The organism is Lysinibacillus sp. JNUCC-52, assembly GCF_015999545.1.
Classification (GTDB): Bacteria; Bacillota; Bacilli; order Bacillales_A; family Planococcaceae; genus Lysinibacillus.
In genome coordinates, this window is sequence record NZ_CP065546.1 from 4,547,587 (window position 1) to 4,565,187 (window position 17,601).

16 protein-coding genes are annotated in these 17,601 nt (G+C 38.1%); 15 read left to right on the top strand and 1 reads right to left on the bottom strand.

Features of this window, described 5'->3' with window-relative positions:
- The first annotated feature begins 356 nt into the window (after positions 1-356).
- From xseA to JNUCC52_RS22565, 13 genes are all read left to right on the top strand, one after another.
- Positions 357-1,712 (top strand): exodeoxyribonuclease VII large subunit, encoded by a 1,356-nt coding sequence (gene xseA, locus JNUCC52_RS22505; protein WP_173479031.1) that lies wholly within the window; start codon positions 357-359, stop codon positions 1,710-1,712.
- 2 nt (positions 1,713-1,714) lie between these two features.
- A complete protein-coding gene (gene xseB / locus JNUCC52_RS22510; RefSeq protein WP_173479030.1) occupies positions 1,715-1,948 on the top strand; it encodes an exodeoxyribonuclease VII small subunit in 234 nt (77 codons plus the stop codon).
- Positions 1,949-1,953: 5 nt separating this feature from the next.
- A complete protein-coding gene (locus JNUCC52_RS22515) occupies positions 1,954-2,835 on the top strand; it encodes a polyprenyl synthetase family protein (protein WP_337980884.1) in 882 nt (293 codons plus the stop codon).
- A gap of 164 nt (positions 2,836-2,999) precedes the next feature.
- A complete protein-coding gene (dxs, locus tag JNUCC52_RS22520; RefSeq protein WP_173479028.1) occupies positions 3,000-4,901 on the top strand; it encodes a 1-deoxy-D-xylulose-5-phosphate synthase in 1,902 nt (633 codons plus the stop codon).
- Complete coding sequence (locus JNUCC52_RS22525; RefSeq protein WP_173479027.1) at positions 4,901-5,719, top strand: TlyA family RNA methyltransferase; 819 nt, start codon at positions 4,901-4,903, stop codon at positions 5,717-5,719. Before dxs ends, JNUCC52_RS22525 begins: the two co-directional genes overlap by 1 nt.
- Positions 5,720-5,820: 101 nt before the next feature.
- Complete coding sequence (gene ahrC, locus JNUCC52_RS22530) at positions 5,821-6,270, top strand: transcriptional regulator AhrC/ArgR (protein WP_173479026.1); 450 nt, start codon at positions 5,821-5,823, stop codon at positions 6,268-6,270.
- 147 nt (positions 6,271-6,417) lie between these two features.
- Complete coding sequence (gene recN, locus JNUCC52_RS22535) at positions 6,418-8,109, top strand: DNA repair protein RecN (RefSeq protein WP_337980885.1); 1,692 nt, start codon at positions 6,418-6,420, stop codon at positions 8,107-8,109.
- Positions 8,110-8,236: 127 nt separating this feature from the next.
- Entirely contained in the window at positions 8,237-9,184 is a 948-nt protein-coding gene (locus JNUCC52_RS22540; RefSeq protein ID WP_173479024.1) for a SpoIVB peptidase S55 domain-containing protein, read from the top strand.
- A gap of 361 nt (positions 9,185-9,545) precedes the next feature.
- Positions 9,546-10,337: a sporulation transcription factor Spo0A gene (spo0A, locus tag JNUCC52_RS22545; RefSeq protein ID WP_173479023.1), complete on the top strand. Its 792-nt coding sequence runs from the start codon at positions 9,546-9,548 to the stop codon at positions 10,335-10,337.
- Positions 10,338-10,679: 342 nt separating this feature from the next.
- Complete coding sequence (locus JNUCC52_RS22550) at positions 10,680-11,057, top strand: PH domain-containing protein (RefSeq protein WP_173479022.1); 378 nt, start codon at positions 10,680-10,682, stop codon at positions 11,055-11,057.
- Between the two features lie 198 nt (positions 11,058-11,255).
- The gene (locus tag JNUCC52_RS22555) at positions 11,256-11,456 is read left to right on the top strand and encodes a hypothetical protein (protein WP_337980886.1); all 201 of its coding nucleotides are present in this window, start codon (positions 11,256-11,258) and stop codon (positions 11,454-11,456) included.
- A 365-nt stretch (positions 11,457-11,821) separates the two neighbouring features.
- Entirely contained in the window at positions 11,822-13,393 is a 1,572-nt protein-coding gene (locus JNUCC52_RS22560) for a flagellar assembly protein A (RefSeq protein WP_337980887.1), read from the top strand.
- Entirely contained in the window at positions 13,386-14,114 is a 729-nt protein-coding gene (locus tag JNUCC52_RS22565; protein WP_139860619.1) for a glycerophosphodiester phosphodiesterase, read from the top strand. The genes JNUCC52_RS22560 and JNUCC52_RS22565 overlap by 8 nt, the downstream gene beginning before the upstream one ends.
- A gap of 50 nt (positions 14,115-14,164) precedes the next feature.
- Here JNUCC52_RS22565 and JNUCC52_RS22570 read toward each other — a convergent pair whose 3' ends face one another.
- The gene (locus tag JNUCC52_RS22570) at positions 14,165-14,401 is read right to left on the bottom strand and encodes a DUF2627 domain-containing protein (RefSeq protein WP_139860622.1); all 237 of its coding nucleotides are present in this window, start codon (positions 14,399-14,401) and stop codon (positions 14,165-14,167) included.
- A 310-nt stretch (positions 14,402-14,711) separates the two neighbouring features.
- Here JNUCC52_RS22570 and JNUCC52_RS22575 point away from each other — a divergent pair, with 310 nt between their 5' ends.
- Both JNUCC52_RS22575 and lpdA read left to right on the top strand, forming a co-directional pair.
- Positions 14,712-15,806, top strand: coding sequence for a Leu/Phe/Val dehydrogenase (locus JNUCC52_RS22575; RefSeq protein ID WP_173479019.1), 1,095 nt, complete (start codon positions 14,712-14,714; stop codon positions 15,804-15,806).
- A 262-nt stretch (positions 15,807-16,068) separates the two neighbouring features.
- A complete protein-coding gene (gene lpdA, locus JNUCC52_RS22580; RefSeq protein ID WP_337980888.1) occupies positions 16,069-17,496 on the top strand; it encodes a dihydrolipoyl dehydrogenase in 1,428 nt (475 codons plus the stop codon).
- Positions 17,497-17,601: the final 105 nt, after the last annotated feature.

Genomic DNA, 17,601 nt, shown 5'->3' on the forward strand with positions numbered 1-17,601 from the left:
TTTGAGGTGGCTCTCTTTTTGCAAATTACAACGAGTAGACTTGGGACGAAAAATTTTGGTTAGAGTATAGTGAACGCCGATAGAATAGAGGAAATCACCACTAAAATAAAGCTAATCGCCGATAGAGCGAATCCAATCGCTGATTAACATAAGCAAAACTCGAAAAGACAGACAAAAAGAAGCGACTTTTACGAGCCAAGATGGGAATAAATATGTTACAGTATTGTTTTCAAGTAGTCTGAAAGACAGACGTTTTTTCTATTGAAACTGTATTTTCTCACGTCAGGCGCATTAAAAAATGTTATGATAAGTGTAGTTTTGTGAAAAACTTGATTTTAGTAAAGGAGCCGAAAATAATGTCATCAGCTTCTTCATATTTAACTGTAAAAGCGTTAACGAAATATATTAAACGAAAATTCGATGCTGATCCACATCTGCGTGAAGTGTATGTCAAAGGTGAACTATCAAATGTGAAAGTACACCAATCTGGACATATTTACTTTACTTTAAAAGATGATGGGGCACGTATTGCTGCAACGATGTTTAAAACCGCAGCAACAAAATTAGCTTTTGAGCCAAAAGATGGCATGCAAGTATTTATCCGAGGCGATGTAAACGTTTACGAGGGCTATGGTACATATCAATTATATGTGCAGGAAATGCAACCAGATGGTATCGGTAGCTTATTTGTTGCCTTTAACCAACTGAAAGAACAGCTTCAAAAAGAAGGTCTTTTTAAACCTGAATGGAAGCAGCCAATTCCGAAGTTTCCTGAAAAAATCGGTGTTTTAACGTCCACTACTGGTGCAGCAATTCGTGATATTTGTACAACATTAAAACGACGCTATCCACTTGCTGAAATAATCATTTATCCAACACTTGTACAAGGAGCACAAGCTGCGCCTAGTATCGTTCAAAATATCGAACGAGCTAATCAAGATGCAATATGTGATGTATTGTTAGTTGGACGTGGTGGGGGATCTATTGAAGATCTATGGGCGTTTAATGAAGAAGTAGTTGCACGCGCCATATTTGACAGTCGGATTCCAATTATTAGCGCAGTAGGGCATGAAACCGATACGACGATTGCCGATTTTGTGGCAGATTTGCGTGCGCCGACTCCTACTGCAGCAGCTGAAATGGCTGTTCCTGATCAGCAGGAGCTATATCAACGAGTATTGACGCAAAAATCACAGCTCCACCAAATTGTGAGGGCGCAACTTATAACAGAACGACAACGTCTAAATAAGCTACAGCAGTCTTATCCTTTAGCGATGCCAGATAGATTGTATCGACCATTTACAGAACGCTTAGCACAGCTTGAGACGACTTTACAAAAAGCAATGCAAGTTGATTTGATGAAAAAAGAAGCTAAGCTACAAAAATTGCATAGCGCTGTGGAGCAGCAATCACCGAAAAAGGCACTTGTTTTTCATCAAAGAGAGTTGGAACACCGTATTCAGCAGCTAACACGTTCAGCTTCACAATATGTGACAAAGCAGAAGCAACAATTTGAGGCATCTGTGCGAACACTTGAAGCTTTAAATCCACTTGCTATTTTAACGAGGGGATTTACTGTAGCCTACAAAGATGACAAAGTGTTGAAATCGTCTACTGACTTAAAGCGGCAGGACCAACTAACACTGTCCTTCCACGATGGGAAAGTAATTGCCGAAGTGACAAATGTCTTGCCAAATAATAAGGAGGAATAGAAATGGCGAAAAAGCAACAAACATTCGCAGAAGCAATGACGGCACTTGAAGAAATAGTCCGCCAATTAGAACAAGGTGATGTACCATTAGAGAATGCGATTGATTTATATAAACAGGGCATGGAGCTTTCTCAATTTTGCCATAGCAAACTACAGCATGCCGAAGAACAACTAATTTCAATTGTCCAAGAGACAGGTGAAACAACAGCATTTGATCCGCTAAAGGGAGAGAACTAGTTAAAATGAACGAACAATTAAAACATTTTATTCAAAGCAACACACCACAAGTAGAAGCTGAAATGTTTGCACTTGTTGAAAAAATTGACGCACCGACCAATTTAAAAGAGTCGATGCTATATTCATTAAAAGCAGGAGGCAAGCGTATTCGCCCACTGTTTGTATTAGCAGTTTTAGAACAATACGGGAAAGACAGTAAAGCAGGGCTGACAGTCGGTGCCGTTATTGAAATGATTCATACGTATTCTTTAATACACGATGATCTACCAAGCATGGACAACGATGATTTCCGTCGTGGTAAACCAACTAACCATAAAGTATTTGGTGAGGCGCTAGCAACACTTGCAGGTGACGCATTAAATACATTAGCATTTGGCATTTTAGCGCGCATGGATATTGCGGCAGAGCAACGAATAGAACTAGTAAATCTTCTAAGCGTAGCAGCTGGTGCAGAAGGAATGGTTGGCGGTCAAGTATTGGATATGGAAGGTGAGCAACGCCAGCTTAACTTAACTGAACTAGAGCATGTCCATGTTAATAAAACTGGAGCTCTATTAAGATTCAGTATTGAATCAGGTGCAGTTCTAGCTAATGTTTCGCAAGAAGAACGAGCTACTTTAAAGGAATATGCACATCACATCGGCTTAGCCTTCCAAATTCAAGACGATATTTTAGATATTGAAGGAACAACAGAAGAATTAGGCAAAACTGCAGGAAAGGATGTTGCTAGTGATAAAAGCACATATCCTGCATTATTAACTTTAGCGGGTGCTAAAGAAAAACTTGCTGACCATTATCAGCTCGCAATAGCAGCGCTTGAGAAGCTACAAGTAGATGTAAGCTTACTGCGTGAGTTTGCAGCCTATATTGTTCATCGTAAAAACTAAGAGAAAAAAAGGGCTTTACAGGTCAAGAATATGCTAGAATAGGTGGGGACGTTTGCCAATAGGCAAACAATAAAGTGTTCGTACTTTTAGCATATGGATAACACTGTTATAATGGTGGAAACACGATTGCGGTGAATAATTTATTGAAAAGGTGTGTGAGAAAGGTGGATTTAAACAACATTTCTAGTCCATCCTTTTTAAAAAACTTAGATAAGAAAGGCCTTGAACAGCTTGCAAAAGAGATTCGAACTTTCTTAATCGAAAAATGTTCTGTCACAGGTGGTCATATTGGACCAAACCTAGGTGTTGTGGAGCTTACAATTATGCTTCATAAAATGTTTGACAGTCCAAAAGATAAGTTTTTATGGGATGTTGGCCACCAAGCTTACGTGCATAAAATTTTGACAGGTCGTGCGAGTCAATTTGACACATTACGTCAGTTCAAAGGGCTTTGTGGTTTTCCGAAGCTTGTGGAGAGTGAACATGATGAATGGGAAACAGGTCATAGCTCGACATCGTTGTCAGCAGCCATGGGTATGGCAGCAGCACGTGATATAAAAAATGAGAAAAACTTCGTCGTACCGATTATTGGGGACGGTGCTTTAACAGGCGGTATGGCGCTTGAAGCTTTAAATCATATTGGGCATGCAAAAACAAACATGATTGTCATTTTAAATGATAATGAAATGTCCATCGCTCCGAACGTTGGAGCATTACACAATGTATTAGGACGTTTACGTACTGCTAAAGAATATTCAAAAGCAAAAGAAGAGCTAGAATCGTTAATCAATAAAATTCCTGTTCTAGGTGGTAAGCTTGCTTCCACTGCTGAACGTTTGAAAGACAGTTTGAAATATTTAGTAGTTTCTGGTGTCTTTTTTGAGGAATTAGGATTTAAATATTTAGGTCCTATCGATGGTCACGACTTCGAAGCGCTTGAAACAACATTATCTTATGCTAAAAAAGTAAAAGGCCCAGTTCTTGTTCATGTTATTACGAAAAAAGGGAAAGGCTATAAACCAGCGGAAGATGATACAATCGGTAACTGGCACGGAACAGGTCCATATAAAATGGAGACTGGTGCATTTGTAAAGTCCGAGACAAAAGGTCCTGCTTGGAGTAGTTTAATCGCTGAAACTGTTCGTAAAATTGCCCATGAGGATGAACGTGTTGTTACAATCACACCTGCAATGCCTGTTGGCTCAAAATTACAGGGCATTCAAAAAGATTTTCCGAAACGCTTTTTTGACGTGGGGATCGCTGAGCAGCATGCTGCTACAATGGCGGCAGGTCTAGCTACTCAAAAGATGAAGCCGTTTTTAGCTATTTACTCAACATTTTTACAACGTGCTTATGACCAAGTCCTTCATGACATTGCGCGTCCCAATTTAAATGTTTTTATCGGGATTGACCGTGCTGGTTTAGTTGGTGCAGATGGCGAAACACATCAAGGCGTCTTTGATATTGCATTCCTTCGTCATATTCCAAACATGGCGATTATGATGCCAAAGGATGAAAATGAAGGTCAGCATATGGTGAAAACAGCCATTGATTATAATGGCGGTCCGATTGCCCTTCGTTATCCACGCGGAAATGGGATAGGTGTCCCGCTTGATGATGAGCTGATGGCTTTACCAATTGGTAGCTGGGAAGTATTACGTGAGGGGAAAGATGCTACCATATTAACATTTGGTACAACTATTCCTATGGCCATGGAAGCGGCACTTATGCTAGCTCAACAGGGCATAGAAATCGAAGTAGTAAATGCACGTTTTATTAAGCCGATGGATGAGGATATGCTGCATCGCATATTTACTAGCAATAAGCCAGTGTTAACGATTGAAGAGGCAGTATTACGAGGTGGCTTTGGTAGTGGCGTATTAGAATTTGCCCATGACCATAGTTATTTAAATGCAATAATCGATCGTATGGGCATACCTGATCAATTTATTGAGCATGGAAATGTCGATCAACTGCTTGAAGAAATTCATATGACAGCAGAAGATACAGTGGCACGCATGCAAGTGTTACTACAACAAAAACAGCAAGTAGGTTTAAATAAATAATGACAAAACAACCGAAAGAACGTGTAGACATTTTACTTGTTGAGCGTGGACTATGTGAAACACGGGAGAAGGCAAAACGATCCATTATGGCAGGTCTTGTCTTTTCCAACGAGATACGCATCGACAAAGCAGGAGAAAAAATCACCATAGATGCTCCGCTACAAGTAAAAGGTTCGGATTTAAAATATGTGAGCCGTGGAGGCTTAAAGTTAGAAAAAGCTTTACAAATTTTTGATATGTCTGTAGAAGGAAAGCTGATGCTTGACATCGGCTCTTCTACAGGTGGATTTACCGACTGTGCCTTACAGAATGGTGCTAGACATTGTTATGCTCTAGACGTTGGTTCCAATCAGTTAGCGTGGAAAATTCGCTCAGATGAACGTGTAACCGTTATGGAAAAAACAAATTTCCGTTACACAACAGCTGCTGATTTAACTGAGGGCTTACCAGAGTTTGCCACTATAGATGTCAGCTTCATCTCTTTATCATTGATTTTACCAGTACTAAAAACGGTATTAATGCCTGGCGGCGATGTCATGGCTTTAGTAAAACCGCAATTTGAAGCAGGTAAAGAAAATGTAGGTAAAAAAGGCATTGTCCGTGATAAAAAGGTACATCTCGATGTTTTAGAAAAAACAGCTGCTATGGCAACAGAAGTTGGCTTTGTGGTAAAAGATGCTTCTTATTCTCCAATTACAGGTGGGGAAGGAAACATTGAATTTTTATTCCATCTAGTGAATCCAATTGCTGATGAGGTTATCCAGCCATATACAGCTTTTAATGCACTCGTCGAAGAAGCGCATAGTGCACTAAAATAACACGTGCTCAGTAAGTAGAGCCGTGTTTTTTCTTGTGCTTTTATGCTGGAGATGGTAGTGTAATTATACAAATATTTAACTATTTATAAGAGGTGAACGATATGAATAAAGGACAAAGACATATACGAATTCGAGATATTATTGCGAATCATGAAATCGAAACACAAGATGATTTAGTCGATTTTTTAAAGGATGCAGGCTATAATGTGACACAAGCAACCGTATCAAGAGATATTAAAGAATTGCATTTAGTGAAAGTGCCATTGCAGGATGGACGTTATAAATATAGCTTACCCGCAGACCAACGATTCAATCCTGTACAAAAATTACATCGTGCGCTAGCTGATGCTTTTGTGAGTATTGACGGTGCATCACATTTTCTAGTCATGAAAGCACTTCCTGGTAACGCGAATGCAATTGCTTCATTACTTGATCATTTAGATTGGCCAGAAATTTTAGGTACCATTTCTGGAGACGATACAATTTTGATTATTTGTCGTGATGAAGGTGAACGTGAAAATACAAAAAATCGCTTATTGGACATGCTATAAAATGTAACTTTAATCGGTGTTAATCTACCTTTTAATAGTAAAGAGAATTTCAATACTACAGATGCTTAATTTTTTCCATTAAAGGGTATATGCATCTGTTAGTACGAATTTCAATAGCAGTTGAATTTAATTCAGAGGTGACCTTTTGTGTTAAGAGAGCTTAGTATTCGAAATTTTGCCATTATTGAGGATTTAACAGTTAGTTTTTCAGATGGGCTAACTGTGTTAACAGGAGAAACTGGTGCTGGTAAGTCAATAATTATTGATGCGGTACATTTACTTGCTGGTGGTAGAGGTAATTCGGAATTTATACGTCATGGTGCAAAAAAAGCCGAATTAGGTGGGCTATTTCAAATTTCAAGTGCTGCACATCCTGTATATAAAAAACTGGAGGAGGCAGGCATTGAAATAGAAGAGGATTCCATTATTTTGCGTCGGGACTTAAATGACTCGGGCAAAAGTGTCTGTCGGGTTAATGGTAAATTAGTGCCATTATCGGTTTTGCGTGACATTGGTGCAAGTCTTATTGATATTCATGGTCAACATGAAAACCAAGAACTTATGGATGAAAAGCAACATATTTATTTACTCGATCACTTCGCGGAAGAGCAACTAGCACCAATTCTTGAAAAATACAGTAAACAATATAACGAATATCGTGCATTGAAAAAAGAATTAGCGACAATTTCTATAGATGAGCAGTTAATGGCTCAGCGTATTGATTTGTATCAGTTCCAAATAAAAGAACTTGAAGATGCAAATTTAAAGCTAGGTGAAGAAGATGAGCTTCTTGATGAACGTCGACGTCTGATGAATTTTAATAAAATATTTGAGCGCTCAAGTGCTGCTTATGAAGCGATTCAAGGTGAAACAAAAGGTCTTGACTGGATCGGCACAGCAATGGGAGCATTAGATGATGCAGCGACGATTGATGAACAGTTTAAAGAGGCATCTGAGTCAGTAACAACTGCCTTTTACGCACTGCAAGATGCAGCATATCAAGTGAAAAACGTTTTAGATGAGCTAGAATTTGATCCAGCGCGCTTAAATGAAGTTGAGCAACGCCTTGCGCTGTTCCAAAACTTAAAGCGTAAATATGGCTCAACAGTCGAAGAAATGATTGCCTATTATGAAAAAATTAAAACTGAGCTAGGTGAGCTTTTAAATCGCGATGAAATTTTACAAGTAAAAGAACGGAAAGTACTTGAAATGGAAGTCATATTAGGCGAACTTGCAGAAGAACTATCACATGTTCGAAAAGAAGCGGCAAATGACTTAAGTGAAGCCATTATGGCAGAGCTACGTGAATTACATATGGAAAAAGCAAAATTTATTGTAAATTTTGATACTTTACCTTATTTTGATGTAAATGGTAAAGATCAAGTTGTATTTTATATTTCAACGAATGTCGGTGAACCACCTAAATCTTTACCGAAAATTGCTTCTGGTGGAGAACTATCACGTATGATGTTAGCCCTAAAGACAATTTTCTCATCTTCAAACGGTGTGACGTCCATCATTTTCGATGAAGTGGATACTGGTGTAAGTGGTCGAGTGGCGCAAGCAATTGCTGAAAAAATTGCAGCCATTTCGGTTAATTCTCAAGTGCTGTGTATTTCACATCTTCCACAAGTGGCAGCGATGGCCGATCATCATTACTTTATTAAAAAAGAGGTTGAACATGATCGTACATTTACATCATTAGCTGAAATTGATACCCATGCACGTATTGAGGAAGTAAGCAGAATGATGTCAGGTGCAGAAATTACCGAATTAACTTTACAGCATGCGACAGAATTGTTAAAGATGGCTAACGAACGAAAAAAACATATGCGCTAACTTTTTGAAAAATCCAGAGGCAGGTCAACTGTTTCTGGGTTTTTTTCATTTTGCGCAAATATTTACCGCTTATAAGAACGGTACAACAACACATAGTATAAAGACAAAATTCAAAAGGAGGTGTCGTATGAATCGTCGTTGGCGTCAATTTGTCATTTTGCCTATGCTCATCGTTTTGTTATTTATGCCCATACAGGCTTTTGCGGCCAAAAAATTAATACCGATGGGCGAAGCAATTGGAATTCAACTTCAGTTATCACATGTCTTTGTTGCTCATGATGTGTTGTTAGCTTCCAATCAATGGATGAAAGGGGGCGCTGTTATTGAAAAAATAAATGATACAACAGTCAAAACACTTGCTGAGGCCAAGCAAGCAATTGCTCGTCAAGGGCAACAAAAATGGACGATAAAAAGTGAAGGTAAAGAAGTTACAGTTGACTTACAAAAACAAGAAGCAGAACATGTCATCTCTTTTTTAAAGGATGAAACAGATGGAGTAGGAACATTGACATACATTGATCCAGAGACATCAAATTACGGAGCGTTAGGCCATCAAATTGTCGATTCAACTCTTCAAGAAGCACCTGTCTTCAGAGCAGGCTCCATTTTTTTAGCATCCATTCAGCAAATCCGTAAAAGCCTACCTGGTCAACCTGGCTACAAAATATCCTCTATTGAAAAACATCAGGAAAGATTAGGTAGTATCGATAAAAATACGGTTTATGGAATATTTGGCCGTTGGGAAGATAGTTATCAACAAAGATTGCCAAAAGCCATCGAAATTATGCATGCAAAAGATATAAAAATGGGTCATGCTGAAATCTATACAGCCATTGAAGGCAGTAAAGTCGAAACATTTTCTATTGAAATTACCAAAGTGGAAAATGAAAGGCTTGAATTTATTGTCTCTGATGAGAAGCTCATTGAAAAAACAGGTGGAATTTTACAAGGTATGAGTGGTAGCCCAATCATACAGGACGGGCGTTTTGTTGGCGCTGTCACACATATGTTTGTAGAAGAACCGAAAAAAGGGGCAGCTATTACAGTGGCTGAAATGTTAAAAAAATCATCATGAATGGGATGGGGCTGCCTTTGGTAGCTCCGTTCGTTCTTTCTTGAAAAAATTAGGTTAAACTAGCTCTTTCCCTAAGTATTTCATGTTGTTTGCTGACCAGTTTCGCGATACTTAAAAAAAAGTGTAGTTTTATCTCAGTTTTTTCACTAAAATAAGGGGTAAGAGCATTCGACAATTTGCAGTTAAGTATCGTAACTTGTCGAGAAAAAAAGAAAGTATCGGACTACATACTCATTTTTGGAAATAGAAAAGGTTTTTAAAGCAAAAATGTCGAAAATTCCACAGTGTGTCAAAATAGACATTAGGGGTAAAAGGTTTGTGCTTTGAATAGTCAAAGCAAAGTCCAGAAGGAGGAATTGAAATGACAAAGGTAAAAGTGGCGATAGCAGATGATAATCGTGAATTATTAAAAACAATGGAGCAGTATTTTCAAGGTCATCCCGAAATTGAAATCATAGCAACTGCTTCAAACGGGAAAGTGTGTCTTCAAATGCTTGAAGAGTTTTCTCCTGATATTTTATTACTGGATATTATTATGCCTCATCTAGATGGATTAGCTGTTTTAGAGGCGATGTACCAAAATGATCGCATGTCTTCCATACAAGTCATCATGCTAACTGCATTTGGTCAAGAAGATGTCATGAAACAAGCAGTGGATTTAGGTGCATCATACTTTATGTTAAAACCGTTTGAATTTGATCAGCTCGTTCAAAAAATATTGCATTGTGCTGGCCAAAAGGCAGCAATACCGAAAAAATCAAGTGTATTACAGCCGACAACTCCTCAAAAATTAAATCAGCATCAGCTTGATAGCACTATTACAGCGATTATTAAAGAAATCGGTGTTCCTGCACATATTAAAGGTTACTCTTATTTACGTGAAGCTATACAAATGGTGTTTGAAGATATCGAGTTATTAGGATCTGTGACGAAAATCCTTTATCCTGAAATTGCAAAAAAATTCAACACAACACCATCACGCGTAGAACGTGCCATTCGTCATGCCATTGAAGTCGCATGGAATCGTGGCAATTACGAGTCTATTTCGTCGATGTTTGGCTACACAGTGCACCATTTAAAGTCTAAACCAACAAATAGCGAATTCATCGCGATGATAGCGGACAAGATTCGTATAGATATGATGGCGAGCTAAGAGCTATCTCTATGTTTATGGACGGCAGGCTAGCGGGGAATAGCCAGTAAACTTATTTTATGTATTGATTATATAATGGTAATTTTAACGCCTTATTAAGCAGTTTACGCCGACTGTTTAGGGGGCGTATTTTTTTGTCTAAATGTATATTTATAGATAAAACGCTCGTAAATGGATGAACAGAAGGGCGAGAAATAGAAATTAGACGCGAAGTGTAATGAAATTCACAATATGGCAATTAGTGCGTTAGAAGTGATTGATTTTATGAATACTATAGTCTGTAATATTGTAGTAAAATGTAAGATATACTATATAAAGGTTGAACAATTGGAGGGAGCATAAATGGGTCTTTTTGATGGTTTGATGGGAAATGCAAGCGAAGTGAATTTAGATAAATTACAGGAAGAAATGAAAGAAATATTAATACCAAATGAGACAATTCAAAATGCATATAAAATTATTAGAGATACATTTATCTTTACGAATAAGCGACTAATCTTAATCGATAAACAAGGGGTAACAGGTAAGAAAACGGAATATCATTCGATTCCATATAAGAATATTCTTCATTTTTCTGTTGAGACGGCGGGGACATTTGATTTAGATGCTGAGTTGAAAATTTGGGTATCAGGTAGTCAGGTTCCCATTCAGAAAAATTTCAATAAATCCACTAATATCTACAAAGTTCAAAGTGTATTAGCAGAATACGTGTTAGTGTAGCAATTTTGACGGTTAACAGTTAGCTGTTAATCGTTTTTATATGCATTTTCCTATCAACTAGAGTTGAAATACCTGAAATAAAGGAAGCAGTCGCTAACATAGATATTTTAGCGAAACTTTTTGAGCAGTCTTGAAAAAATGAAGAAGCGCTTATGCCGTGGTATTATTGTTGCTATAGAATTAAACAGGGGGATACAAATGAAAAGTGTAAACTTTCAGCTTGACCATCACAATTCATTAGAATTAACACAAATAGATGAGCAATTATTTGAGGTCCGACTCGAAATGAATGGCCGTATTAGTCTTTTCTATATGACGCGCGAACAATTGGGTGCTGATGGTCGAATTGAAGCGCTTCAGAAGCGATTAGTTAGTGGTTTTTTTCCAGATAGCAACTAAAGCGAAACATATTAGCCTTAATATTCGTTAAACGCTCCTTTCTGAAAGGGCGTTTTTTAGTAGACAAGACCTAAATCAAAATGATCGCTAAGTGGATAGCGCTTTTTCTTTTTTCTTTCCTTTATTGCGGATTACCTAAAATATGACTGTATTTTTATACATTCCACACATTTGCACTTTTGCAATGAAGGAAAACTTGCTTTTTTATAGGATATATCGTCTATTTTTTAGAGGAAAATTGTATGAGCTATATGAAGTACTTACTGATAAAGTAGGGGTATTTTCTTTATGAGTAGTGACAATTGTCTCTAAACAAATGTAAATAGATTGTATATACTTACATATAGAGGGAAGGAGGAGGTAGCGTGATTCTAGTTCGAAATGATAACTTCGAAATATCGGAAGAAAACGGAAAGGTATTTATGCTTACATATAGTGCGGGATTTCCATTAAAAGAATTTGATGGTATCTTACGTAGTCATCCACGACTAAAGTTATCTAATTTTTCTATTTTAAAAACTGTACTAGCGACAGAAAGCACTAGTCCTGTTGAAATTGGACGCTGGCTTCCAAATGTTGAAGCTGAAATTGCACGAGATAAAATGTCTGCCTCTATATTTATATATGAAACACATGATTACATTCAAAAGAATAAAGAAAAGTTAACAGCACAAATTACTGATACACTAGCTAGCGAAGGCATAACCTATGGCATTTTAGATTTTGATATTTTAAAAATTGAGCCAGGAAAAGCGTTTTTAATTGCACAAGGCACACCACCTGTCGCAGGCATGGATGCGCAAATTACATACTTACCAAAACCAGAGAGAAAACCCGTTATTCGAGATGATGGAAAAGCTGATTACTATGACATGAATTTTATTTCAGAAATTTCTGAAGGATCTTGGCTTGGGGAAAAAATTCCTGCAACGTTGGGCGAGCCTGGTCAAAATGTACTCGGTGAAATGATTGCGGCAACACCAGGTCGTGATTTTCCCATTCGATATGATAAAAAGTCAGCCTATGAAGTAGAAGAGGATGATAAAATTGTCATTCGCTCAAAAATTGCTGGTGTGTTAGACGACGTTAAAGGAATGATTGGGGTTAACCGTCATTTACCTATACATGGAGATGTGGGCGTTGAGACAGGCAATTTAGAGTTCAATGGCTCTTTAAGTATTAAAGGCACCGTTACAACGGGCTATACAGTTATTGCGACTGGAGATATATCAATCGAAGGGGCAGAAGGTGTAAGTGGAGCTAAACTGATTAAATCGATCGAAGGTGATGTATACATTCGTGGAGGTATTTTTGGTTTGGGCTCAACGCTTGTAGAAGCGGGAGGGAATATTTTCGTTAAGCACGTAAATGAAGCTAATTTAGTAGCAGACGATAGTATTCATATCGGCTTTTATTCACTAGGGTCTCAGCTTACTGCTCATTCCATTTATGTTGATGAGCGAAAAGGTAAAATTATTGGCGGACGTGCTGTTGCCAAAAATACAATCGTCACAGCAATCTCTGGTAATCGACTAGAGAGAAGAACGGATTTAATTATCGAAAGTGTTAATAAACAGGAAAGTTATGCTTTGATGCAAAATAAAGCAACTCAGCTAAAGCAACAGCAAACTGAAATTTCAGAACTTGAAGCGAAGATTACGAGTTTATTACCACTTCTTAAGCAAATGTCAACACAACAAATTGCCTCATTTGAAGAAACAAAACAGCAATTATCAAAATTGAAGGCAGAAGCGGTGACAATGGACCGTGAAATAAAGTTAATGATGGACGAAATGCGTCATGCTGGGAAGGAAGAAATTATCGTAACAAAAGAAGCCTACCCAGGTACGTATATTCAAATTGGGAAGAAATCCTCGTTATTAAATAACATGACCAATGGTAAATTTTTACTTGAGTTCGGTGAGTTAAATGTATAATGCATTGTTCATCCCTGTGTTTGCACATCGTGGGGCGTCTGCTTATGCTCTCGAAAACAGTTTCAAAGCTTTTGAAAAAGCATTAGAACTAGGCGCAGATGGGATTGAATTAGATATTCAGCTATCAAAAGAAGGAATTCCAGTTGTCTACCACGATCCGCAATTATCAAGATTAGTAGGCTCCAATAAATTGGTAAATGAATGTACGATAGCGGAACTACAAAACTTTAAATTAGGAAAGCCATTGAGAAGATTATTTTCAGCGTATCGGATTCCAACATTTGATGCAGTTTTAGCATGGGCAAATAAACAGCAGCTACCTCTTAATATCGAATTAAAATCGACCATTCTTGACAATAAGGATGCGCTCGTTCAATTGCTTCAAGGACTTATTTTACCTAAAGGTAGTCATTTTTCTTCATTCCATTATGAGCTATTAGAGGTTGTGAAACACCATGCGCCACATTTTGAAACTGCACTTATCGCTACTAAAAAATTGAAATGGGATTTGCTATGTGATTATAAGGCAATTGATTGTGTCCATATGCATAAAAGATATTATAAGCCGCAATATTTAGAGGCTTGTGTAACCAGTTCAAAGACTTGTCGTGTTTATGCGATTGACGGTAGTGAAAAATACTTGACGAATCCGCATTCATCTGTAGTTGGTTGGATTACAGATTTTCCTGATAGGGTAATTACCGTTCAGCAACGTCAATAAAAATAGCTATCCAGTAAGTCACGTTGAGTGACTTATTTGGATAGCTATTTTTATTTTTTTTGGAAGCGCGGAGCCACTTTTCCGTTTTTTCGGTCGCGGTGTAGTAAAAAGCCTGCGAAAAAGCCAAAGCCTACAACAAAGAAAATGATGCCAATAACAAATTGCAGCCATAAAAATGGGAAAGGTGAGATGAGCTTACCGAATAATGTATCACGCATAAATTTAATGCCACCTGCAGCCATTAGACCTGGAATAAGCATTACAATAAACGCAGCAAATCGAGCCATGCATGTCCCTCCTCATACCTAAATATAATTGTACCTGTCGATATGGGAATGTCAAGAAAGCCTATGAATGTTAGCAGTCTAGGAAACGTGAAGGAAGAAGTTATAAAACTATTAATCGTAACTGAATTTTTAGAAAATTCTTACTTAGTAGGAAAAGTGTAATAATAGTTGCGAAATTGTGAATTTGTCAGTATTGTAAAATTAAATGGAGCGATATTATCCATTGCAAAACAGTTTTTAATATTATTTTTAAATTTGATTGGGATGGGCATTAGGGGTTGCGCTTTCCAAAGCAAAGGGGCGAGTTTTCATGGAAATCTTCAAGTATATGGAAAAGTATGATTATGAACAATTGGTATTTTGCCAAGACGAAGCATCTGGGTTAAAAGCGATTATCGCTATCCATGACACGACACTTGGACCAGCATTAGGTGGTGCTCGTATGTGGACCTACGCGACAGAAGAGAATGCGATAGAGGATGCATTGAGACTAGCACGTGGGATGACATATAAAAACGCGGCTGCTGGTTTAAACCTTGGCGGTGGAAAAACGGTCATTATTGGGGACCCATTTAAAGATAAAAATGAAGAAATGTTCAGAGCTTTAGGGCGTTTCATCCAAGGACTTAACGGTCGCTATATTACAGCTGAGGATGTTGGTACAACAGTAACAGATATGGATTTAATTCATGAAGAAACAAACTATGTTACTGGAATCTCACCAGCGTTCGGTTCATCAGGTAATCCGTCACCAGTAACTGCTTACGGTGTTTATCGTGGTATGAAAGCAGCTGCAAAAGAAGCATTTGGTACGGATTCATTAGAAGGTCGTACAATTTCTGTTCAAGGACTAGGGAATGTTGCTTACAAGCTTTGCGAGTATTTACATAACGAAGGTGCAAAACTTGTTGTAACTGATATTAACCAAGCGGCAATTGATCGTGTAGTGAATGATTTTGGTGCTAGAGCAGTTGCGCCAGAAGAAATCTATTCACAGGAAGTTGATATTTTCTCACCTTGTGCATTAGGAGCTATTCTGAATGACGAAACAATCCCACAATTAAAAGCAAAAGTGATCGCTGGTTCTGCTAATAACCAATTGCAGGATTCTCGACATGGGGATTATTTACATGAGCTAGGTATTGTCTATGCTCCTGACTATGTGATTAATGCTGGTGGCGTAATTAACGTCGCTGATGAATTATACGGCTATAATCGTGAACGTGCGATGAAACGTGTAGATGGTATATACGATAGCATTGAAAAAATCTTTGATATTTCAAAACGTGATGGCATTCCTACTTATGTAGCGGCTAATCGTTTAGCAGAGGAACGCATTGCTCGTGTATCAAAATCGCGCAGTCAGTTTTTAAAAAATGAAAAAAATATTTTGAACGGTCGTTAACAGCTGTTCGTGAAAAGAAGTCGCATAGTCGACTTCTTCTCTTTAGATAATGGTAAATAAAGGATTCACAAATTATAAATAGTCACAAGAAAAGATTACGCAATAACTTCAAGTGAACGTAATAAGGTGCACCTTTCATTTCAATGTCTTGATGTATAGAGATAGTTGCTTGTGGCGATACAGCTATTTCCTTTATGGATTTCACTGTCACACATGTTTGGAAGAGGGGCTTTAGCACTTTTCTCATAAGGAGGAATAAAAAATGGCTCAAAATTATGATGTAGTTATTTTAGGGGGAGGGACAGGAGGCTACGTAGCAGCAATTCGGGCAGCACAATTAGGCTTGAAAACAGCTATAGTGGAACGTGAACGACTTGGTGGTACCTGTCTACATAAAGGCTGTATTCCTAGTAAGGCGTTACTTCGCAGTGCAGAAGTGTATCGTATGGCGAATAAAACGGCAAGTGAATTTGGTGTAGATATCTCTGGGGTTACATTGCAATTCAATAAAGTGCAAGCTCGCAAACAAGCAATTGTAGAGCAATTAAGCCAAGGTGTGAATACACTGATGAAAAAAGGCAAGATTGATGTATATGAAGGAACAGGGCGGATTTTAGGACCTTCTATTTTCTCACCGATGCCAGGTACGATTTCTGTTGAGATGCTAAATGGTGAAGAAAATGAAATGCTAGTTCCAACGAATGTTGTCATTGCAACAGGATCGAAACCGAGAGGAATGGCTGGGTTAACAGTGGATGGCAAATATATCATGAATTCTGACCATGCTTTGCAAATGGAGGAATTGCCATCGTCATTACTGATTGTCGGTGGTGGTGTAATTGGTATTGAATGGGCATCGATGCTATGTGATTTTGGAGTATCGGTAACAGTCGTGGAATATGGCCCATCAATTTTACCAGCAGAAGATGCAGATGTCGTAAAGGAAGTGACAAAGCAGCTTGAAAGTCGTGGCGTACGTATTGTAACAAATGCACGCTTAGATTTAGATAGCTATAAAACTGAAAATGATAACGTTTTCATTTCAGCGAAGCTTCAAGATAAAGAAGAACATTTCACGGCAGAGAAATTGTTGCTATGTGTTGGACGTGAAGCAAATATACATGGTATCGGATTAGAAAACACAGACATTGAAATAGACAACGGCTTTATTAAAGTAAGCGATTCTTATCAAACGAAAGAATCACATATGTATGCCATTGGGGATGTTATAGGTGGGTTACAGTTAGCACATGTTGCCTCCCATGAAGGATTGTCTGCGATTGAACATATTGCAAATGGAAAAAAAGCGCCGTTAGATGTATTGAAGGTGCCAAAATGTGTATATTCCTTCCCAGAAGTAGCTAGTATTGGTTTAACGGAAAGTGCTGCCCGCGAACAGGGATATGCATTAAAGGTGGGCAAATTCCCATTTAAAGCAATAGGAAAAGCGCTTGTCAATGGAGATTCAGATGGCTTTGTTAAAATAATAGCAGATGAAGAAACGGATGACATTTTGGGTATTCATATGGTGGGGCCACATGTAACGGATTTAATAGGAGAGGCGTCATTAGCAAAATTATTGGACGCGACTCCTTGGGAAATTAGTCAAGCAATCCACCCACATCCATCACTAAATGAAGTGTTAGTAGAATCTGCCTTAGCTGTTGATAAGCGGGCTATCCATTTTTAACTTGGATTGAGCCTAAGTCGTCTACATCTAGGAAGCGGAATGGGAACGATAGCTCGTTAGGGGCTCTCACCCAAGTTAATCTAAGTTAACAGCCTTAGTAGATGA

Excerpts from the sequence above, each read along its gene's own strand:
- xseA (WP_173479031.1), top strand. The coding sequence starts at position 357 with ATGTCATCAGCTTCTTCATATTTAACTGTAAAAGCGTTAACGAAATAT.
- xseB (WP_173479030.1), top strand. The coding sequence starts at position 1,715 with ATGGCGAAAAAGCAACAAACATTCGCAGAAGCAATGACGGCACTTGAA.
- JNUCC52_RS22515 (WP_337980884.1), top strand. The coding sequence starts at position 1,954 with ATGAACGAACAATTAAAACATTTTATTCAAAGCAACACACCACAAGTA.
- JNUCC52_RS22525 (WP_173479027.1), top strand. The coding sequence starts at position 4,901 with ATGACAAAACAACCGAAAGAACGTGTAGACATTTTACTTGTTGAGCGT.
- ahrC (WP_173479026.1), top strand. The coding sequence starts at position 5,821 with ATGAATAAAGGACAAAGACATATACGAATTCGAGATATTATTGCGAAT.
- JNUCC52_RS22540 (WP_173479024.1), top strand. The coding sequence starts at position 8,237 with ATGAATCGTCGTTGGCGTCAATTTGTCATTTTGCCTATGCTCATCGTT.
- spo0A (WP_173479023.1), top strand. The coding sequence starts at position 9,546 with ATGACAAAGGTAAAAGTGGCGATAGCAGATGATAATCGTGAATTATTA.
- JNUCC52_RS22550 (WP_173479022.1), top strand. The coding sequence starts at position 10,680 with ATGGGTCTTTTTGATGGTTTGATGGGAAATGCAAGCGAAGTGAATTTA.
- JNUCC52_RS22555 (WP_337980886.1), top strand. The coding sequence starts at position 11,256 with ATGAAAAGTGTAAACTTTCAGCTTGACCATCACAATTCATTAGAATTA.
- JNUCC52_RS22565 (WP_139860619.1), top strand. The coding sequence starts at position 13,386 with ATGTATAATGCATTGTTCATCCCTGTGTTTGCACATCGTGGGGCGTCT.
- JNUCC52_RS22570 (WP_139860622.1), bottom strand. The coding sequence starts at position 14,401 with ATGGCTCGATTTGCTGCGTTTATTGTAATGCTTATTCCAGGTCTAATG.
- JNUCC52_RS22575 (WP_173479019.1), top strand. The coding sequence starts at position 14,712 with ATGGAAATCTTCAAGTATATGGAAAAGTATGATTATGAACAATTGGTA.
- lpdA (WP_337980888.1), top strand. The coding sequence starts at position 16,069 with ATGGCTCAAAATTATGATGTAGTTATTTTAGGGGGAGGGACAGGAGGC.